Below are 24,357 nucleotides of genomic sequence, written 5' to 3'. Positions count from 1 at the left end.
TGGACATGTCCACCGGTCCTGCCGCGTGTTTGCCGGTTCAGGCTACTCGGCGGAAACTTCAGCCTCTTCGGCGGGAGCTTCCTCGGAGACGGCGCCTTCTTCCTCGGCCACAACCGGGGAGAGGGAGAGCTTGCCGCGGTCGTCGATCTTGGTGATCTCGACCTGGATCTTCTGGCCCACGGAGACGACGTCGTCGACGTTGTCCACGCGCTTGCCGCTGGCCAGCTTGCGCAGCTCGGAGATGTGCAGCAGGCCGTCCTTGCCCGGGGTCAGGGAAACGAACGCACCGAAGGTGGTGGTCTTGACGACCGTGCCCAGGTAACGCTCACCGATTTCCGGGATCTGCGGGTTGGCAATGGCGTTGATCGCGGCGCGGGCTGCTTCAGCAGACGGACCGTTGGTGGCGCCGATGTAGACGGTGCCGTCGTCCTCGATGGAGATGTCGGCGCCGGTGTCTTCCTGGATCTGGTTGATCATCTTGCCCTTGGGACCGATGACCTCACCGATCTTGTCAACGGGGATGTTGACGGCGATCACGCGCGGTGCGAACTCGGAGAGCTCGTCCGGGGTGTCGATGGCGGCGTTGATGACGTCCAGGATGTGCAGGCGGGCTTCGCGGGCCTGCTTCAGGGCTGCGGCCAGGACCGATGCGGGGATGCCGTCGAGCTTCGTGTCCAGCTGGATGGCCGTGACGAACTCGGAAGTACCGGCAACCTTGAAGTCCATGTCGCCGAAAGCGTCTTCGGCGCCGAGGATGTCGGTCAGGGCAGCGTAGCGGGTCTGACCGTCAACCTGGTCGGAAACCAGGCCCATGGCGATACCGGCAACGGCGGCCTTCAGCGGCACGCCTGCGTTGAGCAGGGACAGCGTGGAGGCACAGACGGAACCCATCGACGTCGAACCGTTGGAGCCGAGGGCCTCGGACACCTGGCGGATGGCGTACGGGAATTCCTCGCGGGACGGGAGAACCGGAACCAGGGCGCGCTCTGCGAGTGCACCGTGGCCGATTTCGCGGCGCTTCGGGGAGCCGACGCGGCCGGTTTCACCGGTGGAGTACGGCGGGAAGTTGTAGTTGTGCATGTAGCGCTTGCGCGTGACAGGAGACAGCGAGTCGATCTGCTGTTCCATCTTGAGCATGTTCAGCGTGGTGACACCCATGATCTGGGTTTCTCCACGCTCGAAGATGGCGGAACCGTGAACGCGGGGCAGGACCTCTACCTCGGCGGTCAGCTGGCGGATGTCCGTCAGGCCGCGGCCGTCGATGCGGATCTGGTCCTTGAGGATGCGCTGGCGGACAACCTGCTTAGTCAAGGAGCGGAAGGCTGCGGACAGTTCCTTCTCGCGGCCCTCGAACTCGCCGGCGAGGGCGCCAAGGACTTCGTCCTTGAGTTCGTCGGAGGCGTTGTCGCGGTCCTGCTTGTCGGCGATCTGGAAGACAGCAGCAAGCTTCTCGGCAGCGGCGGCTTCAACAGCGGCGTAAACGTCGTCCTGGTAGTCCAGGAAGACCGGGAATTCAACCGTGGGCTTGGCAGCGCGGGCGGCCAGGTCAGCCTGGGCCTCGCACAGGGCCTTGATGAACGGCTTGGCAGCCTCGAGGCCCTCGGAAACGACCTCTTCGGTGGGAGCGGTGGCGCCCTGTTCCTTGATGAGGTTCCAGGAGTTGTCCGTGGCTTCGGCTTCAACCATCATGATGGCGACGTCGTCCCCGGCGATGCGGCCGGCAACAACCATGTTGAAGACGGCGTTCTCGAGCTGGGAGTGCTTCGGGAAGGCAACCCATTCGGTGCCCTGTTCGTCGGCGATGAGGGCAACGCGGACGCCGCCGATCGGGCCGGAGAACGGGAGGCCGGAGAGCTGGGTGGACATGGACGAGGCGTTGATGGCCACGACGTCGTAGAGCTCGTCCGGGTTGATCGCCAGGACGGTCACGACGATCTGTACCTCGTTGCGCAGGCCCTTGACGAACGCGGGACGCAGCGGGCGGTCCATGAGGCGGCAAGCCAGGATGGCTTCGGTGGACGGGCGGCCTTCACGGCGGAAGAACGAGCCCGGGATGCGGCCGGCGGCGTACATGCGCTCTTCGACGTCGACGGTCAGCGGGAAGAAGTCGAAGCCTTCACGCGGGGACTTGCCTGCGGTGGTTGCGGACAGCAGTGCGGTGTCTTCGTCGATGTAGACCATCGCGGCGCCGGCTGCCTGCTTGGCGAGGCGGCCGGTTTCGAAGCGGATTACACGCTTGCCGAAGCGGCCGTTGTCGATGATGGCTTCTGAGAACTGGATTTCGGGACCCTCCATTGAGAGTCACCTCCGTTTCTTGTTTAGCGGAAGTCCTCCCGCATCGACCCAGGCCAGCGTCTGTTCCTGGCCTGTACGACACCCGGTCATCGATCGAGACCCACGGGCTGTGCCTTCATCACAGAAGGCTGCTCCCGGGGATCACTACCGAGGACCGCGAATGCGCGATGCGGTTGAACTCCTGTTAAGTGTTGGATTTAGTTATGGAGAAAAGGCGGCCCGTTCCGCGGAGGATCGGGCCGCCCGAAGTCAAACTAGCGGCGCAGGCCGAGGCGCTCGATGAGCGCACGGTAGCGGGCAATGTCAGTCTTCTTGAGGTAGCCCAGCATGCGCTTGCGACGACCAACCATGGCCAGCAGACCGCGCTGGGTGTGGAAGTCGTGCTTGTGCTCCTTCATGTGCTCAGTCAGATCCTTGATCCGCTGAGTCAGGACTGCAATCTGGACCTCCGGCGAACCAGTGTCGCCCTTGGACGTTGCGTATGCCTCGATGATGGACTGCTTAACAGCGGCTTCAAGTGCCACGTGAACTCCTAGAGTTGTGCCGTGCGTCCCGATTCAGCGCCTCGCTGCCGGGTTGTAATGCGCCGATGACCGCACACAAAACAGGTCCAGCCGCCACGGACTGCAGCCGGATCCATCCCTCAGTTTACCGGCAGCCCGGCAATCTTGTCGAAAGCTGCCGTGTGACCCTCATCAAAGCCTCTTCAACGACGGCCGCCGCTCACTGCCCGATCTCGGTCCGGACGGCGAAAAGCTCAGGGAAGAACGTCAAGTCAAGGGCCTTCTTCAGGAAGGAGACACCGCTCGAGCCTCCGGTTCCGGTCTTCATGCCGATGGTCCGCTGCACCGTGCGGAGGTGCCGGAAGCGCCACAATTGGAAGTTGTCTTCCAAGTCCACCAGTTCCTCGCACGCTTCGTACGCCGCCCAGTTGTCTACGGCATGTTCGTAGATGTGCTTGAAAAGAGGCAAGAGCTCGGGGGCGAACTCGTGGGCCTGGGTGACGTCCCGATCCAGGACGGACCGCGGAACGTCGTAGCCATGCCGGTCCAGGTAAGCCAGGAATTCGTCGTAGATGCTCGGGGCATTCAGGAGCTCCTCCAGCATGGTCCGGGACTCCGGATCCGATTCGAACACTGGCAGCATTTTGGCGTTCTTGTTGCCGAGGATGAACTCGACCGCGCGGTATTGGCTCGACTGGAAGCCGGAGGCATTGCCCAGGAAGCCACGGAACTGGGAGTACTCGGTGGGGGTGAGCGTTGCGAGCACCGACCATTGCTCGGTGAGCGTCTTCTGGATGTGCTTGACCCGGGCGATGGCCTTGAGCGCGGAGCCGAGGTCGTCCTGGCGGAGCCAGGCGGCCGCGCTGCGGAGTTCGTGCAGGACCAGCTTTAGCCAGAGCTCGGTGGTTTGGTGCTGGATGATGAACAGGAGTTCGTCATGGTGTTCAGGCTGGCTGACAGGTTGCTGGGCGCTGAGCAGCACGGGCAGCTGCAGGTAGGAGGCGTAGCTCATGCGTGAGCTGAAGTCCTTGACGATGCCTTCGTCGAGTGGCCGGGTGTTCTTCTCAACGCTCACGGTAGGGGGCTACTTATCCAGCAGGAGATGGTGGGCTTGGACGACGTCCAGCCGCATCTGTTCCACCAGGGCCTCGGGTCCGCGGTAGGCCACCATGCCTCGCAGCCGCGCCGTAAATTCCACCACGACGGTCTGGCCGTAGAGGTTGAAGTCCTCCACCGCCTCCTCGGGGCGGTCGATCACGTGAGCTTCCACCTGGCGGCTCACGCCGTCGAACGTGGGGTTGGAACCCACTGAAATCGCGGCTGGCCAGCGGGTTCCGGATTCGTCCACGAGCCAGCCGGCGTAGATTCCGTCCGCCGGTACGTAGCCCGTGGCGCCGTGGTCGAGGTTTGCGGTCGGAAAGCCCAGGGCGCGTCCGCGCGCAGCGCCATGGACCACTTCGCCGCGCATCCTGTGCGGGCGGCCGAGGACGGCGGACGCGGTCTCGACGTCGCCTTCGGCAAGGGCCTCGCGCACCCAGGTGGAGGAACAGCGGCGGTCCGTGCCGCCGTCGTCGTGTACTGGAAAGCCTTCCGCGCCGAACTCGTTGACCACGTGGACGCCGAATCCGAGTTCCTTGCCCAATTCCTGCATGGTGCCGACGTCGCCGGAATTTCCCACGCCGAAACGAAGATCGTGGCCCACAACGACATGTGCTGCGTGAAGCCCGTCCAGCAGGACCTTGACGACGAATTCCTCGGGCGTCATGGCGGCAAGCGTGAGGTTGTATTTCATGACGAGGACGGCGTCCACGCCCGTGCCGGCCAGGGCATCGAGCTTGTCCTGCAGCCCCATGAGGAGCTCCGGCGCGGAGTCGGGCCGATGGACCAGTGCCGGGTGGGGATCGAAGGTCACGACGACGGACCGCGCACCGTGCTGCTTTGCCGTGCGCAACAGTTGCGTCAGCACTTGCTGGTGTCCGCGATGGACGCCGTCAAAGTTGCCGATGGTCACGACGCTGGGACCGAAATCCTCGGGGACCTCGGTGGGATCGTTCCAGATGTGGACCATCAACCTCGCCTTTTACTGCTGGTATTCACTATGCCCGGTGCCTGCTCCGGCGCCGGAATTCTCTAAGGTTACCCGCTATCCCACGGCGCCCTTGCCCCGTGGCGGAGCTCCGATTTCTACTGCGTGAGTGGTGCCGGACGCCGACGGTAGAGCCACAGTAGTCCCAGGACCGGCAGGATCAACGGCACAAAGCCGTATCCACGTCCGAACAAGGACCACACAGTGTCGTGCGGGAAAGCCACCGGATCGAAAAGGCTGATGGCGCCAACCACCACCACGCCGATCATCTCAACAAGGACGGCCGCGAGGGACACCTTGAACCACGTGCGGCCTGGCTTCGCGAGGGAGACCGTCGCCACGATGTACACCACGGCGGCGAAAGCCGAGAGGATGTGGGCCAAGGGAGCATCCGAGAACTTGGTCAGGATCTGGTAGCCGGCACGGGCCGTGGCCGAGATCGCGAACACCGCGTAGACCGCAATCAGCAGCCTCCCGGGCCCGGTGTTGCGGGTGTCCCGGTTCTTCTTCCCGGTGGTTTCAACAGTCACTTCGTGTGCTTCTTCCAATGTCAGTACCAGATCTGGTTCATGCGGGCCGCCATGACCAATGCGGTGACGCCCACGGCGCCCATGACGAAATTGCTCCAACGGGTCCGCTCCAGGATGGACCAGTACACCGCGACGACGGGGAGGATCAGCGCCGTGATGATGTAGCCCCAGAATTCCCAGGGCTCCCCCGCGATCTTTTCACCCATCGCCACGCGGATGATCGATCCCACCAGATAGACCAGCAGGACGAGTTCGACAGCGGCAACCGACAGTATGGTGACGTCGTTGGGGGCCTTCTTCATGATGCCGGCCGCGACGCAAATGATGGTGGACAACAGGCCCACTATCAGGACAGCGTAAAAGTATCCGTCCATGGTTACTGTGCCTGCTTTTCGTTGTCGGGGGCGAACACCAGGACGGGCTTGGCGAAGCTCCCCGCATCGGCCAACAGCGCCACCAGCTCCCCTGACGGAGAGAACGCGGCAGCCGGGTTCTCGGCGGTGGCCGCGCCGGCCGTGCCGGCAGCGGGTCCCGCGGCGATCCTGCGGCCAAAGGAGATTTCGGTGGTTTCGGCGTCGCTCAGTTCCCGGTTGGGCATGAGCGCCCGGGCGGCGGCGGACATGTCGAGGACTTCCAGTTCCTCGGCAAGCTGTTCGAGGGTGCGGGCTTGCTCCAGGGAGTACGGCCCCACGTGGGTGCGGCGCAGCGCCGTCAGATGGCCGCCGACGCCGAGAGCCTCGCCCAGGTCGCGTGCCAGCGCGCGGATGTAGGTGCCTGAGGAGCATTCGACGGTCACGTCGATGTCCACTATCCTGCCGTCGTCGACCCTCCGGATGGCGTGGATCTCGAAACGGTGGATGGTCACGGGCCGGGCGGCGAGCTTGACCTCTTGCCCCGAACGCACGCGCGCGTAGGACCGTTCGCCGTTGACCTTGATGGCGCTGACGCTGCTGGGGACCTGCTGGATCTCGCCGCTCAGCTGCGCGACGCCGGAACGGATGGCGTCCTCAGTGACTGCGGCGGCGCTGCGGCTTGCGGTGATGTCGCCCTCGGCATCGTCCGTGATGGTTGATTCACCGAGCCGGATGGTGGCGGAGTACGTCTTGGAGGTGCCCACGATGTAGGTCAGCAATCGCGTGGCCTTGTTGATGCCAAGCACAAGCACCCCCGTGGCCATGGGATCCAGGGTCCCCGCATGGCCCACTTTCCGGGTACCGGCCAGTCGCCGCATCCGTCCAACCACATCGTGGCTGGTCCATCCTTGCGGCTTGTCAACGATTACCAGTCCAGAAAGCACGCCTCCCAGTATATCCGCGCCGGGGCATGCATCCTGCGGCCCGCGGCTTCCCTGGACGCTCCGGGACCGCGGCTAAGATGGCTCCCATGCCTGAGCTTGCCGCACACGTCCGCGAAGTGCCCGTGAACCAGATCCGCGAGATCACCGAGGCGGCCTGGAGCACCCCCGGGGCGATCGTCCTCAGCATCGGCGAGCCGGGCTTCGCGCTGCCCCGGCACATCCTGGACGCGGGGATCGCGTGCCTGGACAGGGACGAGACCAACTACACCCCCAATGCCGGAATCCCGGCGCTGCGTGAAGCCTTCGCCGACCGCTTCCGTGCCCACAACCACGTGGATATCGGGGCGGAGCGCGTATATGTCGTGGACGGAGCCCAGCAGGGACTGCACTTCGCCATGAGCCTGCTCCTCTCCCCCGGCGACGAGATCCTGATTCCCAATCCGGGCTACCCGACTTTTGCCATGACAAGCCATTTGTTGCACGCCGTCCCGGTGCAGTATCCGCTCTACCCGGAGCACGAGTTCCAACCCCGCATCGAGGACATCGAGGCCCTGATCACGCCGCGCACCAAGGTATTGGTCCTGAATTCGCCGTCCAATCCCCTGGGCGCAGTGATCTGCGAGGAAACGACGCGCGAGCTCGTGGAATTGGCCGTCAAACACGATCTGTGGATCATTTCGGATGAATGCTACGAAGCCTTCACCTTCGACGTTCCGCACACGAGTCCCGCCCGCTTCGACAGCGCCGTTCCCGGGGAGGCCCGGGTCTTCACGTCCCTGACCTTGTCCAAAACGTACGGGCTGACGGGACTGCGGATCGGCGCACTCATTTGCCCGCCGGGCCTCGAACGGAAGATGAACAACGTCATGGAAGCGATCGTTTCCTGCGTGGCTTCGCCGTCCCAGTACGCTGCCGTCGCGGCGCTGACCGGCCCGCAGGACTATGTGGACACGGCGCGGGAGCACTACCGTTCCAACCGCGATGCCGCCTCGGCGGTGCTTGCCCAGAAGGGCATTCCCTTCCTGGGCGCCCAGGGAGCTTTCTATCTCTGGGCGGACGTCTCGCATGTGAGCGGCGGGGACGTGCGTGCCTGGGTGCGCACCTTCTTGGCAGACTCTGGAGTGGCCGTGGCACCGGGAACCGCGTTCGGTTCCATCGGCGAAGGATGGATCAGGATCGCTTTGTGCGGTGACCAGCAGCAACTGCTCGACGGCGTCGGGCGGCTCCCGGCGCGGACGTGAGCCTCAGTATTTGGTCCGGTTCTTGTGCCCGCGCCAGGCATCGAAGGGAGCCTCGGATGCAGGAACGTCAGTGTGTTGGACGGGCAGCAGGTCGGGCCTGTTGCCGTCGAAATATTCGTAGAACACGGCATCGTCGAAGCCTGCGGCCGCTGCCCCGTGCCGATCGGCGGCAAAGTAGACGCGGCTGACCCGGCCCCATAGGGCCGCCGAGAGGCACAAAGGGCACGGTTCGCAGCTTGAGTAGAGCACCGAGCCGCTGAGGTTGAAGCTCCCCAGTTCCGACGCGGCCCGCCGGATGGCCACTACTTCGGCGTGCGCCGTGGGGTCGTTGTCGCGGGTGACCCGGTTGACGCCGTCGTGGAGCCGTCCGTCCGGGGTGACCACGACGGCGCCGAAAGGGCCGCCGCCGTCGGCCACGTTTTGGACCGCGAGCCGCACGGCGTGTTCAAGGTAGTCTTCGGGACTCTGAGCTGCATCGTGGGCCGCCATGCTCCGATCTTAGCGACGGGCCAGCATTTTGGCCCGGCTTTTCACGGTTAAACACGCAGGACCGGATCCGGCAGTCGCGAGAACTGCGGATCCGGCCCCACCCGGGAAGCGCCGGACTATTTGCCGCCGTCTTCGTCGATGTCTTCATCGGCACGGAGGTCGATGTCTTCTTCGTCAAAATCGTCTTCGTCGATGTCCGCATCCTGCGGGGCATCGCTCTTGTACGGGTCTGCGTCGCCGGCGTGCTTGGCGCCGGCGGCCAGGGCGGCCACCTCGGCGTCGCGTTGCTTGGCGGTGCGCAAGAGCTCCTCAAGGTTCGAGGCGTTGACCGGGATGAGGTCGGCAACGAATTCCAAGGTAGGAGTCAGCCGCACGGTGATGTTGCGGCCCACTTCCTGGCGCAAAACACCCTTGGCCTTCTCCAACGCCCGAACAGCATCAGAATGGGCGGCTTCGTCGCCGAAGACGGTGTAATACACGGTGGCGTGCTGAAGATCGTTGGTGACGCGGGCATCCGTAATAGTGATGCCCTCAACCCGAGGATCCTTGATCCGCCGGCCCAGTGCCTCAGCAACAACAACCTTAATCCGCTGCGCCAACTTGGCAGCGCGTGCCGGATCAGCCATTTCTACTCCTAAAATTTGCGTACGACGGCGCGGTGGCGTCTCGCAATGTTGAGTCTGCATAAGCTGCCACCCACCTGAGGTGAGTCTATGACGATGCCGGAGAGTTGTGGGGGCGCCCGGGAGTGGCATCGGGCCTACCGGAGCTGGGCGGCTCAGGATCGTAGATCCCGGGCCGCCCAGCGTAGGGGCGGGGCGCCCCCACAATTCGGAGGCACCCCGCGCAAAAGCGAATACCTTAGACCCGCGGCTTTTCGCGCATCTCGAAGGTCTCGATGATGTCACCTTCGTTGATGTCGTTGTACGAGCCAAGACCGATACCACATTCGAAGTCCGTGCGGACCTCGGTGGCGTCGTCCTTGAAGCGCTTGAGCGTCTCAACGGTGAGGTTGTCGCCGATGACCTTGCCATCGCGGCTGACGCGGGCCTTCGTGTTACGGCGGATGATGCCCGAGCGCACGATCGAACCGGCGATGTTTCCGAACTTGGAAGAACGGAAGACTTCGCGGACCTCGGCGGTACCGAGCTGGACTTCCTCGTACTCCGGCTTGAGCATGCCCTTGAGGGCCAGCTCGATGTCATCGATTGCCGAGTAGATGACGGAGTAGAAGCGCATGTCCACGCCTTCACGATCGGCCAGTTCAGCCACGCGCTCGGCGGGCTTGACGTTGAAGCCGATGATGATGGCGTTGTCCACCGTGGCGAGGTTGACGTCGTTCTGCGTGATGGCACCCACACCGCGGTGGATGACGCGCAGTTGAACGTCTTCGTCGCCCACATCGATCTTGAGCAGGGCGTCTTCGAGGGCTTCGACCGCACCGGAAACGTCACCCTTGAGGATGAGGTTGAGGGTGTCGATCTTGCCTTCGGCCACAGCCTTGTCGAAGTCCTCGAGGCTGATGCGCTTGCGGCGCTTGGCCAGTGCCGCGTTGCGGTCGGCTGCCTCGCGCTTTTCAGCGATCTGGCGGGCCGTACGCTCGTCGGAGGTCACCAGGAAGGTGTCGCCTGCACGCGGTACGTTGGACAGGCCCAGGACCTGGACCGGACGGGACGGAAGCGCGACGTCGAGGGCGTTGCCGTCTTCGTCGAACATGGCACGGACGCGGCCGTGGGCCGTACCGGCCACGATCGTGTCACCGACGGCCAGGGTACCGGACTGGACCAGGACGGTGGCCACGGAGCCGCGGCCCTTGTCCAGGTTCGCTTCGATGGCAATGCCTCGAGCGTCCTTGTCCGGGTTGGCGCGCAGGTCCAAAGCGGCGTCTGCGGTCAGCAGCACGGCGTCGATCAGTTCGTCAATGTTGATGTTCTGGCGGGCAGAAACCTCAACGAACATGGTGTCGCCACCGTATTCTTCGGGAACCAGGCCGTACTCGGTGAGCTGGCCCTTGACCTTGTCCGGGTTCGCACCTTCCTTGTCGATCTTGTTGACCGCGACGACGATCGGCACGTTGGCCGCTTGTGCGTGGTTGAGTGCTTCCACCGTCTGCGGCATGACGCCGTCGTCGGCTGCGACAACCAGGATGGCGATGTCGGTGACCTTGGCACCACGTGCACGCATGGCGGTGAACGCCTCGTGACCCGGGGTGTCAATGAAGGTGATGTCGCGCGGAGTGCCTTCGTGGACGTGGCTGATCTGGTAGGCACCGATGTGCTGCGTGATGCCGCCGTGTTCGCCGGCAACCACGTTGGTCTTCCGGATAGCGTCGAGCAATCGGGTCTTACCGTGGTCAACGTGACCCATGACGGTGACAACCGGCGGACGCGGTTCGAGGACGTCGTCGCCTTCGGCTTCCAGTTCGGCATCGAGATCGATGTCGAACGAGTCGAGGAGCTCGCGCTCTTCGTCTTCCGGAGAGACAACCTGTACCTTGTAGCCGAGTTCGGCGCCGAGCAGGCCGAAGGTGTCCTCGTCCAGCGACTGCGTAGCCGTTGCCATTTCACCGAGGTGGAACAGCACGGTCACCAGTGCAGCGGGGTTCGCCTCGATCTTGTCGGCGAAGTCCGTGATGGACGAGCCACGACGGAGCCGGACTACGGTGTTGCCGTCGCCGCGGGGTACGGATACGCCACCCAGCGACGGAGCACTCATCTGCTCCAGTTCCTGACGCTTTGCACGCTTCGACTTGCGCTGCTTGCCGCGTCCTGCGCCACCCTTGCCGAAGGCACCTTGGGTACCGCCGCGTCCGCGGCCGCCCTTGCCGAAGCCACCGCCGGCGGGAGCTCCGCCACCGGTGCCTGCACCAGGAGCGCCACCCGGACGGCCGGGGCCGCCACCACCGGGACGGCCAGCGCCGCCCGGACGGCCTGCGCCACCGGGAGCGGGACGCTCGGTGCGGTTGGGCATCATGCCCGGGCTGGGACGGTTTCCTGCGGGGCCACCTGCCGGACGCGGAGCGCCCGGACGGGGAGCACCGGGGCGCGGAGCACCCGGACGCGGACCACCGGAACCGGCTGCGGGGCGGGGACCGCCTGCGCCGGCCGCGGGACGCGGACCGCCGGGACGCTCGCCGTCAGTGCGGCCACCGGAACGTGGCATGCCCTGCGAAGTTGCGAAGGGGTTGTTGCCCGGACGGGGAGGACGCTCGCCGTCGCCACGGCCGCGGGGCATGCCCTGCGAGGTCGCAAACGGGTTGTTGCCCGGACGGGGGCCGCCTGGCCGCGGTGCCTGGCTGCCCGGACGTGCCGGGGCAGGGGCTTCGGCCTTGGGTGCCGGACGGGCGCCCGGTTTGGCGGAAACGGGGCTTGCTGCGGCTGCGGGAGCCGCAGGCGCCGCCGGGGCGGGGGTTTCAGCCTTGGGGGCTGGAACCGGAGCCTTGGGCGCAGCGGGGCCCGGAGCCGGGCGGGATGCTGCCGGTGCAGCAGGGGCAGCGGGTGCCGCGGGGGCTGCAACGCGAGGTGCTGCCGGGGCAGCGGCCTTCGCAGCGCCGGCGCCCGGATAGGCGTCGCGAAGCTTCTTCACGACCGGTGCCTCAATTGTCGAAGAGGCGGAGCGAACGAATTCGCCCAATTCCTGCAGTTTTGTCACTGCATCTTTGGAAGTAATACCGAGCTCTTTGGCGAGCTCATGTACGCGGACCTTGGCCACATTTCTCCTGTCTCGGTCCGCACCGAGCCAGGCACGAACCGTCTAATTCTTACTGCGGGCCCCTGCCGCTAACGCGGCGGATAGGCCCTGTGCAGAGCGCAACAAAGTTGTCATCGTTGCGCACTCATCGCTGGGAACTCATCGGGTTTCCATCAGTTTTCTGACCCGCTTTCAGGTTTGGACGGTTTTCCTGCTTTCACGTGGGTGTCCGCAGGGGGTATGACTGCCGCCAGGTAGCGTTCGACGGCGGTGACTTCACTTGCGCCCGCGAGGGCCCTAGCGAAAGCACGCCGTTTGCTTGCCAGCGTCAGGCATGTGGTGCTGGGGTGCAGCCACGCACCCCGGCCAGCCATCCGGCGTCGTTCATCCACCAGGACGACGGGTGACCCGCCGCCTTCGGCGACAAGCCGGATCAACTCGCTCCGCTTGCCTTGTTTCCGGCATCCGATGCAGGTGCGCACAGGCTGGTGCCTGGTGTGAAGCAGTTCAGTCACTGGGTGTATCAACCTGCCTCAGTGTCTTTGCCTGTCTTCTGCGGTTCTGCTTGGCTCGGCGCCCACCCTCGACTTGCCGGGATTATTGCCCCACAAGCCGCGAGCACGCCAAAGCGCACGGATACCGGGCATAGGCCCGGTTCCATCCATTCTAAGCCCCCGAGTGCCCGGCCACCGAATCCACAAGGTGCGGGGATCCGGGGCCGGGCACCGTTTGGTCTGTTTAGTTGCCCTTGGCCGGAGTGGCGTCAGAGACGATGTCGATCCGCCAGCCGGTCAGCTTGGCTGCGAGGCGGGCGTTCTGGCCTTCCTTGCCGATGGCGAGGGAGAGCTGGTAGTCGGGAACAACCACGCGGGCCGAACGCGTGGCTTCGTCCGTGATAGTGACGGAATTCACGCGCGACGGCGAAAGGGAGTTGGCGATGAAGGTCGCCGGATCGTCGCTGAAGTCGACGATGTCGATCTTTTCGTCATTGAGTTCGGTCATGACCGCGCGGACGCGGGAACCCATTTCACCAATGCAGGCACCCTTGGCGTTGATGCCCGGGGTGTTGGCTTTGACGGCCATCTTGGTCCGGTGTCCGGCCTCGCGTGCCAATGCCACGATCTCGACGGATCGGTCCGCGATCTCCGGGACCTCCAGTTCGAAAAGCTTCCGGACAAGGCCCGGGTGTGAACGCGACAGCGTGATGGAGGGTCCCTTGGCGCCGCGGTGGACGTCCACCACAAACGCACGCAGCCGGTTGCCGTGGGTGTACTTCTCCCCCGGCACCTGCTCGGGCGGCGGCAACAGTGCTTCCACGGAACCGAGGTTCACCTGGATCATGTGCGGGTTGTTGCCCTGCTGGATCAGGCCGGCGACGAGTTCGCCTTCACGGCCCTTGAATTCGCCGAGGACGTTGTCGTCCTCGACGTCGCGCAGGCGCTGCAGGATGATTTGCCGCGCGGTGCTCGCCGCAATGCGGCCGAATCCGGCAGGAGTGTCCTCGAACTCGCCGATGGCTTCGCCGTCGTCGTCGATTTCCGTGGCCCAAATGGTCACGTGCCCGCTCTTGCGGTCCAGCTCCGCACGGGCCTTCTCGAAGGCGCCCGGCGTCTTGTGGTATGCCACCAGGAGCGCCTGCTCAATGGTGGGAATCAGGAGGTCCAGCGGGATTTCACGCTCACGCTCCAGGAGTCTCAGCGCACTCATGTCAATATCCATTAGGCCTCCTCGGAAGGTCCGTTGTACTCGTCTTCCAGCACGGCCTCGTTGAGGTGGCTGAACTCTATCTCGACTTTTCCTTGGCGGATCCTGTCGAAAGGAATCTTCACGGGTTCGCCCTGCTTGGGCTTCATGCCCTTCTTGACCTCTTGCTCGGGAACCAGCGTGACGCCGTCGTCGTCGACGGACTGGATGCGGCCCGTCAGGTTCTCTCCTTGGATCACGTTGACCTTGACCATGCGTCCGCGGGCCCGGTGCCAGTGGCGGGGCTCCGTGAGGGGGCGCCCGACGCCGGGCGAGGAGACCTCGAGGTCGTAGGGGCGGCCGTCGGTGCGGGGATCGTTGTCCAGGATGTCCGAGAGCGCCCTGGAGATTTCCGCGATGACGTCCAGGCTGACGCCGCCGGTTTCCTCCTGGGGCAGGTCGATGACCACGTGGACTACCCGGTGCGAACCGGCAACGTGGATGGCAACATCCTCAAGATAGAGCCGGCTCGCCAGGACGGCAGGCTCCAGAAGGGCCTTCAGCCTGCTCTCCTCGGGGTTGCGGACCTCGTGTTGTGCTGGACTCGTCGGATCCGTTCCAGCCTGGTCTGTTGAAGTCGTGGCTTCCGAATGACTCACTGGCCAGCCGCCTCCCGATAGATGATGTTGTGACTACTAGCTTAACGACATTTGCGGCGGCGTGGTGCACGGGGTCCCTCCGCGGGGACGCAAGTTGCCTGTGGGCGTGACACCATAGTCTGTTGTGAACCACGAGACTGTTGAGAAACCACGGAGCCATGGCTGGATGAGGACCCTCCTGCTGGCTTTCCTCGCAGTCCTTGTCCTCGGAGTCGGCGCCGTGCTTGTCCCGCGGGACGTTGGAAAGCCCCAGGCGGTGCCGTTTTCCGAAACTGCCCGTTCCGAAGCGCTCTCTTCGGCCGAGACGCTCCTGGGCAGCGCATCGCTCCTGGAGAGCACCGACACTGTGATGTTGCTGACAAGCCAGGCGCAGGCGCTGCTGCAACCTTCCGGCTCGTCGGCGTCGAGCACTCCCACGGCTTCCGCCAGCCTCCGTGCCACGCAGGACCGCCCAACGCGGGCTGGCTTCGTCTCCGCGCTCTCCGCGAGCGCTTCCCGTCGCTTGGCGGACGCCGCGAATGCCGACGGCGGCATGGCCCGGCTGCTTGCCGCCGTCGGGACCGCCCAGCTGCTTGAGTCATCGCGGCTTGCCACGAACTGGGGCTTGCCGCTACCAGCGACCCCGCCCGGGGCGAGTGCCGCCCCGGCACCGCCGCCGAGCTGCCCTGCCTCAACGGGCACCTCGACGACGGCGCCGACACCCGGAACGGCGCCCACCCAGGCCGATCTGCCCGGAGCCCTTGCCGCCGTCGTCAGCTCGGAACAGGAGGCGATCTATGCATACCAAGTGGCCCTGACCAAGCTGGACGCGAAGGCGTCGGCGACGGCAAGCACGTGGTTGGCGCGCCACCAGGAGCTGCTCCGCGGAGCGGAGGCCCAGGGCCGGCTGCACTGCATCGCCACGCCCCCGCGGGAAGCCGGCTATCGCCTGCCTGCGACTTTCGCCGCCAAACCCGGGCTGGCGCTCGGGAGCATGGAGTCCAGCTCGCTGACTGCCTACGCCGACCTCGTCGCGTTGTCGGAGGGCGAGACGCGCCATTGGGCGATCGACGGGCTCGTGGACGCCGCCAAACGCAGCCAGGCCTGGGGAACCCCGGTTGGTCCCTTCGCCGGCCTTGCGGTCGACGGCAAGGCGCTGCCCCCGCTGCCGAGCGGCACTCCGGGTCCATAGGAAAGCCTTTCTTTGCTGGCGGCAGCAGATTCCAAGTGCTTGGCTTGTACCATGGCTTCCATCGAAACTGCAGCCCTGCACGAGAACGAACCACACGCCAACGACCTCGCCCACCGGCTCAACTGGCTCCGGGCAGGCGTCCTTGGCGCCAATGACGGAATCGTCTCCGTCGCCGCCATCGTGGTGGGTGTCGCCGGCGCCACCACGAACACCGGCGCGATCCTCACTGCCGGAGCCGCCGGACTCGTGGGCGGCGCGGTGTCCATGGCACTCGGCGAGTACGTCTCCGTCAGCAGCCAAAGTGACAGCCAAAAGGCCCTCATCGAGAAGGAACGCCGGGAGCTCGCCGAGGAACCCGAAGAAGAGCTCGCGGAATTGACTGCGATCTATGAGGCCAAGGGACTGCGGCCTGAAACAGCGCGGAAAGTGGCCGCGGAGTTGACGGAGCATGACGCCTTGGCGGCCCACCTTTCCGCCGAATTGAACATCGACGAGGACGACATCGTGAGCCCTTGGCATGCGGCCTTCGCGTCCGCCATTGCCTTCACCCTCGGCGCGGTACTGCCGATGCTCGCGATCCTGCTCCCGCCTCCGGGACTGCGTGTACCGCTGACCTTCATTTCCGTGCTGCTCGCCTTGGCCATCACTGGAGCGATCGGGGCGTGGATCGGCGGCAGCTCGAAGACCCGCGCCGCCGTGCGGGTCGTCATCGGCGGAGCCCTTGCGCTTGCTGCGACGTTCTTCATCGGAAGCCTCCTGGGCTCCTCCGGAGTGGTCTGAACCATCCCCGGACCGGCTTGGGTAGGCTGACAGTGATGTCTACCTTCGTTTCGATCCCTGGCGACCTCCAGGCACGCTACTCCCGCACAGCGGAGGGGCGGGCGTGGCTCTCAGGGTTGCCCGGACTGATCAATGCCAGCTTGGAACGCTGGCGGCTGTCCGTTGACCTGGAACCCGGCGGGCAACCTTGGAATGGCCACGGCGGCATCGTCATTCCGGTCCTCTACAACGGCGCCCGTTCGGTGCTCAAGATAGCGTTCCCGCACGAGGAGGCCCTCGTTGAACGGCACGCGCTGGCCCTGTGGGGCGGCACCGGGGCCGTCAGGATGCTCGACGCCGATGCCGCGTCCTGCGCGATGCTCCTGGAGCGGCTCGACGCCGTCAGTTGGCTACAGGGCGCCCCGATGGACGAAGCCCGCGACGTGTGGGGATCGCTCGTGAAGGAACTCAGCATCGAACCCGACGAGCGGCCCGAGTGGAAAGAGTTTGAGCATATAGCGGCACGTGCCGAGCGCTGGAGCGATGAGTTGCCGGCGGACTGGGAGCACCTTGGCCAGCCCTTCCCCCGATGGCTCCTGGAAGCCGCATTGGAGGTGTGCCAGACCCGGGGCGCTGTCGGACGGCGGGCGGGCAGGGACGTCCTGGTGCATTGCGACCTGCATTTCATGAACATCCTCCCCCACCTCAATGGCGCCCGGGCCGCCGGAAGGCGCGCATACGTGGCGATCGATCCGCAACCAAAGATCGGTGAGGCGGAGTTCGCCGTCGCCCCGATCTTGTGGAACCGTATCCGCGACCTCTCCACGACGGCCCCGGAGGTTGCGCTCCTGGAGCGTTGCGCGGATTTCAGCCGCGCGGCCGGCCTGGACGGCGAAGCGGCCCGCGAATGGAGCCTGGTTCGCGAGGTCGAAAACGCCCTGTGGTATGCCCGAAAGCCACGGCATGAGGGCGACCTTGCGCGCTCCTTGTGGGTGGCCAGCACCCTCGCAGGACGTCCCCTGGACGGCCTGCCCGCCGCACACGACCTGCCCGAACCTGGACTGGCCGCCTCGAGCTAGCTTCAGGGCGCCGGAGGCCGTGCCGTTCAGCCGCCGCGCTTAGGCGGTGGCCGCCAGAGCATCCTTGATGGCCTGCACCGCGATATCCAGGTCTGCCGAGTCCGTGGACCAGTTGGTCACCGAGACTCGCAGGATATCCCTGCCCTGCCAGCGTGAACCGGACATCCAGACCCTCCCGTCGGCCATGATGAAGTCCGTCACGGCACGCGTCCTCTCGTCGGAACCGAAGGCCAGCGACAACTGCGTGAACACCACATCGTTGAGGACCTCGACGCCGGGCACCTCGGCAAGCCGCCTGGCCAGTTCCGCGGCACACTCGGCGCGCCCGGCGACAAGCTCCCGCACGCCATCCCCACCCAGGGAACGCAAGGCCGCCCATACCGGCACTCCCCTGGCCCGTCGGGAAAGCTCGGGTACCTTCTCCATGGGGTCGCCGGGGCCGTGGTCATCCTGCATCAAGTATTCGGCGTGCATGCCGATGGCGGATCGCAGGGCAGCAACGTCACGTACCACCACGATCCCGGCGTCGTACGGCACATTGAGGGTCTTGTGGGCATCGGTTCCCCACGAATCGGCCAATCCGACGCCCTCCACCAGATGCCGCAGTCCCGGCACAGCGGCTGCCCACAGCCCGAAAGCCCCGTCAACATGGACCCACGCGCCATGATCCTTGGCAGCGGAAATCGCCTCGGGGAAAGGATCGAAGGCTCCGGAATGCAGGTTCCCGGCCTGGAGGCACACGATTGCCGGACCGGAACCGGACTCCAACGCAGTCCGAAGCGCGGCTGGGTCAATCCTTCCTTGATGGTCCGCCGCAACAACCTCCGGGGCCCCGAAGCCCAGGAAGCGCAAGGCCATGTCCAGGCTCTCGTGGCGCTCGGCCCCGACGAGGACACGGAGTTTCGGCGCGCCCTGGAGTCCGCCGGCGTTGACATCCCAGCCGACGGCGGCCAGCTGGCGCCATCGGGCCGCCGCGAGCGCCGTGAAGTTGGCCATGCTTGCGCCGGTCGCGAATCCGACGTCGGAGCCAACAGGTAGGCCGAGCAGCTCAAGGAGCCATTGCCCTGCCGTCTCTTCGATCCCGGCAGTGGCGGGTGTGGCAAAACGCAGTCCGGAGTTCTGGTCCCATGCGGAAACCATCCAGTCCGCAGCCATGCCTGCCGGCACCGTGCCGCCGATGACCCAACCGAAGAAACGCCCCGATTGCATGGCCATGAGCCCGGGCTCTGCATGTTCGGCAAGGAAATCAATGACCGCGGCCGGATCCAATCCGCTGGCCGGCAACGGTCCACCGAAGACTGCCGCGACGTCGTCAGCCGTGGTGCTTGGCCGTACCGGCCGCCCGGGCAAGGCCCTCAACCACTCACGCGTATGCTCCCATGCACGTTCCAGTGCCTGCTCATAGTCGCCGGAATCGACCCACATGAGTGCATGCTACGCCCGGGGCTTCCCTGCGGCCATCGCTTGCGACGTCCGGGGCGCTACGTGGCGAAGTAGTCGTTCCAGACGTCCACCCCGAGTTTGACGATCAACGCGCCGACCACGATCAGGAACACAATCCGCACAAACCCGCTGCCCTGTTTCACGGCTGTCCGGGCGCCCAGGTAGCCGCCGGCCATGTTGGACAAGCCCAGCACGGCGCCGACGCCCCACAGCAGTGATCCGTGCGGCAGGAAGAACAACAGGGCACCGGCGTTCGTGGCCATATTGACGATCTTCGCCTTGGCGCTGGCCTCAAGGAAGGCATAGCCCATCGCGGAGACGAGGGCGATCACCAGGAAGGAGCCTGTACCAGGACCTATCAGGCCGTCGTAGAACCCGATCACCCCGCCTATGGCGCAGGCCACCACGTAGTGCGTGTGGCCGTCATGACGCAGAGCGGTCAGCTCGCCTGCATTGGGCCGCAGCGCAGTGAAGAGCGCGACGGCGATGAGGGCCACCACGATGATGGGTTTGAAGACGCTCGCGGGAAGGTTGGCCGCCAGGACGGCTCCGCCGAAACTGCCCGCGAGGGCAATCACCGCCATGGGTATGGCCGTCTTGAGGTCAGGGCCAACCCGGCGGTAGTAGGTGACAGCGCTGGTTGTCGTCCCGAAAATGGAGCCCATCTTGTTGGTGGCCAGCGCCTGGACCGGGGTGATCCCCGGAACCAGGAGCAAGGCGGGGAGCTGGATCAGTCCCCCGCCGCCCACCACGGCATCGATCCAACCGGCCGCGAATCCAGCCACGACGATCATGACGAGCGTGGTGAGCTGGACCGACTCGAAGCCGGAGATCACTTCTGGCGTACGGCGTTGACCACGTAGTCGGCAGCCTTCTCGACTGCCACGTTCTCTGCCTGGCCGGTGCGACGGTCCTTGATCTCCACAACGCCGTCCACCAAGCCACGGCCCACCGCCACGATGGTGGGGACGCCCACGAGCTCGGCGTCGCCGAACTTCACGCCGGGGGAAACCTTGGGGCGGTCGTCGTAAATCACGTCGAGGCCGGCGGCCTCGAGCTCGGCGGAGAGCTTCTCGGCCGCAGCGAAGATTTCCTCGCCGCGTCCGACGGCGACCACGTGGACGTCCGCGGGGGCCACGGAGCGCGGCCAGATCAAGCCCCGGTCGTCGTTGTTGGCCTCGGCCAGGGCGGCCACGGCACGTGTCACGCCGACACCGTAGGAGCCCATGGTGACCACAACCTGCTTGCCGTTCTGGTCAAGGACCTTCAGGTCGAGGGCCTCGGCATATTTGCGGCCGAGCTGGAAGATGTGTCCCATTTCGATGCCGCGGGCAGTCTCCAAGGGGCCGGAGCCGTCCGGGGCTTCGTCTCCCGCGCGGACCTCGGTGCATTCGATGACGCCATCCCAGGCGAAGTCGCGCCCGGCTACGAGACCGAACACGTGCTTTCCGTCTTCGTTCGCCCCGGTAACCCAGCTGGTACCCGAGACAACCCGGGGGTCGACAAGGAAGAGCAACTTGGACGTTCCTTCGAGCCCGAGAACGGCCTCGCCGAGGACAAGTCCGGGGCCGATGTAGCCCTTGACGAGTTCCGGAATCTTCTTGAGGTCGTCCTCGTTCGCCGCTTCGAGCCCGATTTCGCCGGCAATGGGCAGGAATGAACCGATGTTGGCTTCGACGCGCTTGAGGTCCACTGCGCGGTCACCGGGAACGCCGATGACCACGATCTGGCGTTCGCCCGTGGGCAGCGTGACGGCGAGGACCACGTTCTTGAGGGTGTCGGCGGCAGTCCAGGCGCCGCCGTCGGAATCGCTGCGCGCGGCGAGCTGGTTGGCAGCCGTCACGAGGGTGTCGATCGTGGGCGTGTCCGGGGTGTCCAGGACGCGTGCGGGAGGCGCGTTGCTGAAGTCGATCTCGGCCGGGGCCACGGTGGTCACGGCTTCGACGTTGGCGGCGTAGCCGCCCGCCGAGCGCACGAAGGTGTCCTCGCCGATCTCGGTGGGGTGCAGGAACTCCTCGCTCTTGGATCCACCCATGGCGCCTGCCGTGGCGGCAACGGGGATGACCTCAAGGCCAAGGCGCTCGAAGATTTTCAGGTACGCGGCACGGTGGGCCGCGTAGCTCGCGTCCAGGCCGGCGTCGTCGACGTCGAACGAGTAGGAATCCTTCATGATGAATTCGCGGCCGCGGAGGAGGCCTGCCCGGGGGCGTGCTTCGTCGCGGTACTTGTTCTGGATCTGGTACAGGCTCAGCGGCAGGTCCTTGTACGAGGAGTACAGGTCCTTGACCAGGAGGGTGAACATTTCCTCGTGCGTGGGGGCGAGGAGGTAATCGGCACCCTTGCGGTCCTGGAGGCGGAACAGCCCTTCGCCGTATTCGGTCCAGCGGTTGGTCGCCTCGTACGGTTCGCGGGGCAGCAGTGCCGGGAAGTGGACTTCCTGGGCGCCGATAGCGGCCATTTCCTCGCGGATGATCTGCTCGACCTTGCGCAGGACGCTCAATCCCAAAGGCAGCCACGTGTAGATGCCCGGTGCGGCACGGCGGATATAGCCCGCACGGACCAGGAGTCTGTGGCTTGCGACTTCGGCGTCGACGGGATCTTCACGCAAGGTGCGCAGGAACAGCTGGGAGAGGCGAAGGACCACGGGTCAGAATCCGTTTCTATGGCAAGAGCTGGCAAAAACTACTGTGTACCAATCTACCGGCTTGCGGCCGGGGAACCTGCCGGGGCCGTCCCCCCGGATCCCTTCCCCGGGTTCTTCGGAAAGCAAAGCCGCCCCGAACGAACATGAGCCACGCCATGGTGCGAGGAAGCCCCTGGCCGCTGGGCGGCTGGTCATCCTGCCATGGCGTGGCTCAGCGGCTGGTCGGCCGCGGGCGTTGTCCTGGAGGCTTAGTCGGACTCGTCGAATGCCTTCGAAAGATCAACGCCTACAGCCATTTGGTTTTGTGTTTCCTCTCTGAAACCGTCCGCGCCCCAGCGACACGGCTGGTTCTGAATTTATGTGATGGTGGACACTTTTTTCAAGGGCTTGGACTAATCAATTCTGGCAACGAACAACGCGGGGTCAGTTAGCGCCCATCCGGAGGTCCGACATGGGCCGTAAGTGACCCCGCGTTGCAGGATCTGTCACCGAGGCTCACAGTTGACGCGCCTGTGTAATGGATTTACCTTTTATTCATCACCTGATGAATAAATCGGAGGCCGCGATGTCCCACAGTCCAGCGGGAAGTCCTGCACCAGGCATGTCCCCTGCGGTCACGGTGGAGGGCCTGCACGTCACGCGCGGCCGCAAGAAGATTCTCCGTGGCGTGGACTTCGCCATGGAACCCGGACGGATCACGGGCCTGCTTGGACCCTCGGGGAGCGGCAAGACAACCCTCATGCGCTGCATCGTCGGCGTCCAGCGGCTGACAGCCGGCAGGGTGGACGTATTGGGCCGTCCGGCAGGTACTCCGTCATTGCGGCACGACGTCGGATACGTCACCCAGGCACCGAGCGTCTACACGGACCTCAGCGTCGAGGCGAACGTGAGGTATTTCGGAGCCATGCACGGCGTCTCGGCGGCCGACACCGCGGAGGCGATTGCCGCCGTCGGGCTCGAATCACTGGCACGGCGGAAGACGGCAGACCTATCCGGCGGGGAATTCAGCCGGGTCTCGCTGGCCTGCGCGCTCGTCTCGCATCCGAAGCTGCTGGTCCTCGACGAACCAACGGTTGGCTTGGACCCGGTACTGCGTGCCGAACTGTGGGAACGGTTCGCCGCCTTGGCCAAAGCGGGCACCACCCTGCTGGTGTCCAGCCATGTCATGGAGGAGGCCTCGCACTGTTCCTCGTTGCTCCTGCTCCGCGATGGATTGCTGCTGGCGCAGCTCAGTCCGGCGGAACTGAGCGAGCGGGGACACAGCAACGACCTGGAACAGGCCTTCCTGCACATCATCCAGGAAGCGGGCGCCGCTTCGAGCCACCGGAGTGCCAATGAAAGCCAGGTGGCGTGATGAATCCACGGATGATGTTTGCCACCACCAGGCGGGTCCTGGAACAACTGCGGCACGACCACCGGAGCGTCGCGCTCATCATGGTGGTTCCGGCCCTGCTGCTCACGGGCGTCTACTATCTGTTCGAGAACGAAACCCTGCCTCCCGGATTCCCCCGGACGTTTGACCGCGTGGGACTCATGATGCTGGCCATTTTCCCGTTTGTGGTGATGTTCCTGGTCACGTCGATCACTATGTTGCGCGAAAGGACGTCGGGGACGTTGGAACGGCTCCTGACGACGCCCATCCACAAAGCCGATCTCCTGTTCGGCTACGCGTTGGCGTTCTCCATCATGGCGGCCCTGCAGTCCCTTGTGGCAACCGCTGTGGCCTACTGGATCTTCAATCTGGATATCAAGGGCGGTCCCGGTTACGTCGTGATGATTGCCGTCATCAACGCAGTACTCGGTGTTGCGCTCGGCCTGTTGTGCTCGGCCTTTGCGAGGACCGAATTCCAGGCGGTGCAATTCATGCCGGTGGTGGTGATACCGCAGATCCTCTTGTGCGGACTCTTCGTGGCCAGGGACCACATGAACAGCCTCCTGGAGGGCATTTCCAATGTGCTGCCGTTGACGTTTTCGGTCGATGCGCTCCAGCAGATCGCCGACAACACCGAGGCGACGCAGGCCATGTGGCAGGATGCCGGGGTCATGGCGGCGATCGTTGTGGGGGTCTTGGTCCTGGCTTCGTTCACCCTCCGACGGCGGACCTCATGAGCGGCGGCGTGCCTCCCGTGCGGCGGGGACGCCGCAGCGGCGGGAGCGACTCCCGCGAGCTGATCCTCGCTACAGCGCGCCGGCTCTTCGCCGAACACGGCTTCGACGGCACGAGCCTGCGGCAAGTGGCCCGCGAAGCAGAGATGGACCCGGCCATGGTCCACCACTTCTTCAAGGGCAAGGACGAACTCTTCGCCCAGAGCATCGAACTCCCGGCTGATCCCGACGAGGTCCTGGCCGGCGTCGAATCGTTGGACCCGGCGCAACGCTCCGAAGCAATCGTCCGCGCCGTGTTGCGTCTGTGGGAAAGCCCGGCACAACACGGGCTTGTCGCGTTCGTCAGGGGAACGATCGGCTCCAAGGCCAAGACCGCCTTGCTGCGGGAGATGGTGGCGAGGACCATCCTGTCCAGGATCACAGCGGGTCTTCCCGGTTCCCCGGAGGAGGCGAAGATGCGTGGCAACCTCGTTGCCACGCAGGTGGTGGGGCTCATGCTGATGCGCTACGTGGTCCGGCTGGAACCCCTGGCTTCGGCCTCCCAGGACGAGGTAGTGCGGCTCGTGGCCCCGAACGTCCAGCACTACCTCACCGGCGCGCTCACCCCTCCCAACTCGCATTAGACGTCGTTATGAGCCCTCAAAACGACATCTATTGCGAGTTAGTTGGGTTGCCTAGAACG

23 protein-coding genes are annotated in these 24,357 nt (G+C 65.2%); 7 read left to right on the top strand and 16 right to left on the bottom strand.

All coding sequences use genetic code 11. From position 1 onward, the window contains the following. Positions 1 to 42: 42 nt before the first annotated feature. The 7 genes from AC1DJB_RS15550 to truB all read right to left on the bottom strand — a co-directional run bounded on the left by AC1DJB_RS15550 (position 43) and on the right by truB (position 6,711). Complete coding sequence (locus tag AC1DJB_RS15550) at positions 43 to 2,295, bottom strand: polyribonucleotide nucleotidyltransferase (protein WP_284989349.1); 2,253 nt, start codon at positions 2,293 to 2,295, stop codon at positions 43 to 45. A 254-nt stretch (positions 2,296 to 2,549) separates the two neighbouring features. Next, on the bottom strand, positions 2,550 to 2,819 hold the full coding sequence (rpsO, locus tag AC1DJB_RS15545; protein WP_028266602.1) for a 30S ribosomal protein S15: 270 nt from the start codon (positions 2,817 to 2,819) through the stop codon (positions 2,550 to 2,552). A gap of 199 nt (positions 2,820 to 3,018) precedes the next feature. Continuing rightward, on the bottom strand, positions 3,019 to 3,873 hold the full coding sequence (gene kynA / locus AC1DJB_RS15540; protein ID WP_441433214.1) for a tryptophan 2,3-dioxygenase: 855 nt from the start codon (positions 3,871 to 3,873) through the stop codon (positions 3,019 to 3,021). Positions 3,874 to 3,882: 9 nt separating this feature from the next. Then, positions 3,883 to 4,866, bottom strand: coding sequence for a bifunctional riboflavin kinase/FAD synthetase (locus AC1DJB_RS15535; RefSeq protein WP_284989351.1), 984 nt, complete (start codon positions 4,864 to 4,866; stop codon positions 3,883 to 3,885). 116 nt (positions 4,867 to 4,982) lie between these two features. Continuing rightward, positions 4,983 to 5,432 carry a hypothetical protein gene (locus tag AC1DJB_RS15530; RefSeq protein WP_441433213.1) on the bottom strand — a complete coding sequence of 150 codons (450 nt, stop codon included), beginning with the start codon at positions 5,430 to 5,432 and terminating at the stop codon, positions 4,983 to 4,985. Between the two features lie 2 nt (positions 5,433 to 5,434). Further along, positions 5,435 to 5,788, bottom strand: coding sequence for a hypothetical protein (locus tag AC1DJB_RS15525; protein ID WP_284989353.1), 354 nt, complete (start codon positions 5,786 to 5,788; stop codon positions 5,435 to 5,437). Between the two features lie 2 nt (positions 5,789 to 5,790). Continuing rightward, positions 5,791 to 6,711, bottom strand: a complete 921-nt coding sequence (gene truB, locus AC1DJB_RS15520; protein ID WP_284989354.1) for a tRNA pseudouridine(55) synthase TruB — start codon at positions 6,709 to 6,711, stop codon at positions 5,791 to 5,793. An 86-nt stretch (positions 6,712 to 6,797) separates the two neighbouring features. On the opposite strand from truB, the gene AC1DJB_RS15515 reads away from it, so the two are divergent. Then, positions 6,798 to 7,952: a pyridoxal phosphate-dependent aminotransferase gene (locus AC1DJB_RS15515; RefSeq protein ID WP_441433211.1), complete on the top strand. Its 1,155-nt coding sequence runs from the start codon at positions 6,798 to 6,800 to the stop codon at positions 7,950 to 7,952. Between the two features lie 3 nt (positions 7,953 to 7,955). Here AC1DJB_RS15515 and AC1DJB_RS15510 read toward each other — a convergent pair whose 3' ends face one another. The 6 genes from AC1DJB_RS15510 to rimP all read right to left on the bottom strand — a co-directional run bounded on the left by AC1DJB_RS15510 (position 7,956) and on the right by rimP (position 14,473). Further along, on the bottom strand, positions 7,956 to 8,441 hold the full coding sequence (locus tag AC1DJB_RS15510) for a nucleoside deaminase (protein WP_284989356.1): 486 nt from the start codon (positions 8,439 to 8,441) through the stop codon (positions 7,956 to 7,958). A gap of 116 nt (positions 8,442 to 8,557) precedes the next feature. Next, positions 8,558 to 9,067: a 30S ribosome-binding factor RbfA gene (rbfA, locus tag AC1DJB_RS15505; protein ID WP_236816645.1), complete on the bottom strand. Its 510-nt coding sequence runs from the start codon at positions 9,065 to 9,067 to the stop codon at positions 8,558 to 8,560. A gap of 235 nt (positions 9,068 to 9,302) precedes the next feature. Beyond that, positions 9,303 to 12,152 carry a translation initiation factor IF-2 gene (infB, locus tag AC1DJB_RS15500; protein WP_284989357.1) on the bottom strand — a complete coding sequence of 950 codons (2,850 nt, stop codon included), beginning with the start codon at positions 12,150 to 12,152 and terminating at the stop codon, positions 9,303 to 9,305. A 152-nt stretch (positions 12,153 to 12,304) separates the two neighbouring features. Then, positions 12,305 to 12,646, bottom strand: a complete 342-nt coding sequence (locus tag AC1DJB_RS15495) for a YlxR family protein (RefSeq protein WP_059387822.1) — start codon at positions 12,644 to 12,646, stop codon at positions 12,305 to 12,307. 223 nt (positions 12,647 to 12,869) lie between these two features. Beyond that, entirely contained in the window at positions 12,870 to 13,850 is a 981-nt protein-coding gene (nusA, locus tag AC1DJB_RS15490; protein WP_059387823.1) for a transcription termination factor NusA, read from the bottom strand. Further along, positions 13,850 to 14,473: a ribosome maturation factor RimP gene (gene rimP / locus AC1DJB_RS15485; RefSeq protein WP_059387824.1), complete on the bottom strand. Its 624-nt coding sequence runs from the start codon at positions 14,471 to 14,473 to the stop codon at positions 13,850 to 13,852. Before rimP ends, nusA begins: the two co-directional genes overlap by 1 nt. A gap of 166 nt (positions 14,474 to 14,639) precedes the next feature. Between rimP and AC1DJB_RS15480 the strand changes: the two genes are divergently transcribed. The 3 genes from AC1DJB_RS15480 to AC1DJB_RS15470 are packed head-to-tail and all read left to right on the top strand — an operon-like array spanning position 14,640 to position 17,482. Next, positions 14,640 to 15,644: a DUF4439 domain-containing protein gene (locus tag AC1DJB_RS15480; protein ID WP_441433209.1), complete on the top strand. Its 1,005-nt coding sequence runs from the start codon at positions 14,640 to 14,642 to the stop codon at positions 15,642 to 15,644. A 51-nt stretch (positions 15,645 to 15,695) separates the two neighbouring features. Further along, a complete protein-coding gene (locus AC1DJB_RS15475) occupies positions 15,696 to 16,424 on the top strand; it encodes a VIT1/CCC1 transporter family protein (protein ID WP_234753091.1) in 729 nt (242 codons plus the stop codon). Between the two features lie 35 nt (positions 16,425 to 16,459). Continuing rightward, positions 16,460 to 17,482 (top strand): aminoglycoside phosphotransferase family protein, encoded by a 1,023-nt coding sequence (locus AC1DJB_RS15470; protein ID WP_284989359.1) that lies wholly within the window; start codon positions 16,460 to 16,462, stop codon positions 17,480 to 17,482. Between the two features lie 39 nt (positions 17,483 to 17,521). Here the strand turns inward: AC1DJB_RS15470 and AC1DJB_RS15465 are convergent, their stop codons facing one another. Genes AC1DJB_RS15465 through AC1DJB_RS15455 form a run of 3 tightly spaced genes read right to left on the bottom strand, consistent with a single transcriptional unit; the run spans position 17,522 to position 21,569 of the window. Continuing rightward, on the bottom strand, positions 17,522 to 18,907 hold the full coding sequence (locus AC1DJB_RS15465) for a pyridoxal phosphate-dependent decarboxylase family protein (RefSeq protein ID WP_476910563.1): 1,386 nt from the start codon (positions 18,905 to 18,907) through the stop codon (positions 17,522 to 17,524). 56 nt (positions 18,908 to 18,963) lie between these two features. Beyond that, entirely contained in the window at positions 18,964 to 19,761 is a 798-nt protein-coding gene (locus AC1DJB_RS15460; protein ID WP_441433207.1) for a sulfite exporter TauE/SafE family protein, read from the bottom strand. After that, the gene (locus tag AC1DJB_RS15455) at positions 19,758 to 21,569 is read right to left on the bottom strand and encodes a proline--tRNA ligase (RefSeq protein WP_441433206.1); all 1,812 of its coding nucleotides are present in this window, start codon (positions 21,567 to 21,569) and stop codon (positions 19,758 to 19,760) included. The genes AC1DJB_RS15460 and AC1DJB_RS15455 overlap by 4 nt, the downstream gene beginning before the upstream one ends. A gap of 601 nt (positions 21,570 to 22,170) precedes the next feature. On the opposite strand from AC1DJB_RS15455, the gene AC1DJB_RS15450 reads away from it, so the two are divergent. The 3 genes from AC1DJB_RS15450 to AC1DJB_RS15440 are packed head-to-tail and all read left to right on the top strand — an operon-like array spanning position 22,171 to position 24,298. After that, positions 22,171 to 22,923, top strand: coding sequence for an ABC transporter ATP-binding protein (locus tag AC1DJB_RS15450; RefSeq protein ID WP_441433244.1), 753 nt, complete (start codon positions 22,171 to 22,173; stop codon positions 22,921 to 22,923). Positions 22,924 to 22,934: 11 nt separating this feature from the next. Further along, positions 22,935 to 23,678, top strand: coding sequence for an ABC transporter permease (locus AC1DJB_RS15445; protein WP_307053541.1), 744 nt, complete (start codon positions 22,935 to 22,937; stop codon positions 23,676 to 23,678). Continuing rightward, positions 23,675 to 24,298 (top strand): TetR/AcrR family transcriptional regulator, encoded by a 624-nt coding sequence (locus AC1DJB_RS15440; protein WP_441433205.1) that lies wholly within the window; start codon positions 23,675 to 23,677, stop codon positions 24,296 to 24,298. Before AC1DJB_RS15445 ends, AC1DJB_RS15440 begins: the two co-directional genes overlap by 4 nt. Positions 24,299 to 24,357 lie beyond the last annotated feature (59 nt).

This window comes from Arthrobacter sp. 01T428, assembly GCF_056398685.1.
The sequence above is the reverse complement of the archived record's forward strand: the minus strand, read 5'-3'. Positions and strand labels throughout refer to the sequence as shown.

Excerpts from the sequence above, each read along its gene's own strand:
- AC1DJB_RS15550 (WP_284989349.1), bottom strand. The coding sequence starts at position 2,295 with ATGGAGGGTCCCGAAATCCAGTTCTCAGAAGCCATCATCGACAACGGC.
- AC1DJB_RS15535 (WP_284989351.1), bottom strand. The coding sequence starts at position 4,866 with ATGGTCCACATCTGGAACGATCCCACCGAGGTCCCCGAGGATTTCGGT.
- AC1DJB_RS15525 (WP_284989353.1), bottom strand. The coding sequence starts at position 5,788 with ATGGACGGATACTTTTACGCTGTCCTGATAGTGGGCCTGTTGTCCACC.
- AC1DJB_RS15515 (WP_441433211.1), top strand. The coding sequence starts at position 6,798 with ATGCCTGAGCTTGCCGCACACGTCCGCGAAGTGCCCGTGAACCAGATC.
- AC1DJB_RS15510 (WP_284989356.1), bottom strand. The coding sequence starts at position 8,441 with ATGGCGGCCCACGATGCAGCTCAGAGTCCCGAAGACTACCTTGAACAC.
- rbfA (WP_236816645.1), bottom strand. The coding sequence starts at position 9,067 with ATGGCTGATCCGGCACGCGCTGCCAAGTTGGCGCAGCGGATTAAGGTT.
- nusA (WP_059387823.1), bottom strand. The coding sequence starts at position 13,850 with ATGGATATTGACATGAGTGCGCTGAGACTCCTGGAGCGTGAGCGTGAA.
- AC1DJB_RS15480 (WP_441433209.1), top strand. The coding sequence starts at position 14,640 with ATGAGGACCCTCCTGCTGGCTTTCCTCGCAGTCCTTGTCCTCGGAGTC.
- AC1DJB_RS15475 (WP_234753091.1), top strand. The coding sequence starts at position 15,696 with ATGGCTTCCATCGAAACTGCAGCCCTGCACGAGAACGAACCACACGCC.
- AC1DJB_RS15470 (WP_284989359.1), top strand. The coding sequence starts at position 16,460 with ATGTCTACCTTCGTTTCGATCCCTGGCGACCTCCAGGCACGCTACTCC.
- AC1DJB_RS15465 (WP_476910563.1), bottom strand. The coding sequence starts at position 18,907 with ATGTGGGTCGATTCCGGCGACTATGAGCAGGCACTGGAACGTGCATGG.
- AC1DJB_RS15450 (WP_441433244.1), top strand. The coding sequence starts at position 22,171 with ATGTCCCCTGCGGTCACGGTGGAGGGCCTGCACGTCACGCGCGGCCGC.
- AC1DJB_RS15445 (WP_307053541.1), top strand. The coding sequence starts at position 22,935 with ATGATGTTTGCCACCACCAGGCGGGTCCTGGAACAACTGCGGCACGAC.
- AC1DJB_RS15440 (WP_441433205.1), top strand. The coding sequence starts at position 23,675 with ATGAGCGGCGGCGTGCCTCCCGTGCGGCGGGGACGCCGCAGCGGCGGG.